The 967-nt window shown below is 66.2% G+C and carries 1 protein-coding gene; it reads left to right on the top strand.

Annotated elements, in window-relative coordinates; translation table 11 throughout:
• Positions 1-50 precede the first annotated feature (50 nt).
• A protein-coding gene (locus K7G59_RS34355) for an IS5 family transposase (protein ID WP_225840662.1) occupies positions 51-850 on the top strand; the annotation gives its coding sequence in 2 pieces (ribosomal slippage) (positions 51-386 and positions 389-850; 798 coding nt in all).
• The last annotated feature ends 117 nt before the right edge of the window (positions 851-967 follow it).

Here is a 967-nt window from a genome sequence, read left to right on the forward strand (position 1 = left end):
AAGACATCATCTCATTTGGGAGGTTCGGTAGGCTCTCGGCTGTGGTGGGGATCGTTGAGCGGCTGGTGCCGGACGAATTGTGGGAGCTGTTCCAGCGGGTGGTGCCGGAGGCGCCGACGCGTCCGCAGGGCGGCGGCCGGCGCCGGCACGGTGACCGCGAGGTTCTGGCGGCAATCGTGTTCGTGGCCACGTCAGGCTGCACGTGGCAGCAGTTGCCGTCCGCGTCATTCGGGCCGTCCGGGGCGACGGCCCGCCGGCGCTTCACTGAGTGGACAAAGGCCAGAGTGTGGGCCAAGCTTCACCGCCTGGTCCTCGATGAACTCGGCCTCCGCGGCGAGTTGGACTGGTCCCGCTGCGCCATCGACTCCGTGAACATGCGGGCCCTGAAAAGGGGGACCTGACCGGTCCGAATCCTGTGGATCGAGGCAAGTACGGCTCGAAGATCCACTTGATCACAGACCGGACCGGTCTGCCGCTCTCCATCGGCATCTCAGGGGCGAACCTGCACGACAGCCAGGCCCTGATCCCGCTGGTGAAGGGCATTCCGCCAATCCGCTCCCGCCGCGGACGACGGCGACGCAAGCCTGGCAAGCTCCACGCCGACAAGGGCTACGACTACTCCTACCTGCGGCGATGGTTACGGCAGCGGGGCATTACCCACCGCATCGCCCGCAAGGGCATCGAGTCCTCGCAGAGGCTGGGCCGCCACCGCTGGACCATCGAGCGCACCATGTCCTGGCTCGCCGGCTGCCGCCGCCTCCACCGCCGTTACGAGCGCAAGGCCGAGCATTTCCTCGCCTTCACCAGCATCGCCTGCACCCTCATCTGCTACCGCAGACTCACCAAATGAGATGACTTCTAAATATAGGGTCGGCGGCCTCGTGGCAGTAGTGATGTGTCGTGTCGTCGCTGAGGTGGAGGTCGGGGATGCCGTCGGTCGTGGGGCTGCTGGAGCAGCGTGAGCTCA

Source organism: Streptomyces sp. NK08204 (assembly GCF_020400585.1).
Taxonomy (GTDB): Bacteria; Actinomycetota; Actinomycetes; order Streptomycetales; family Streptomycetaceae; genus Streptomyces.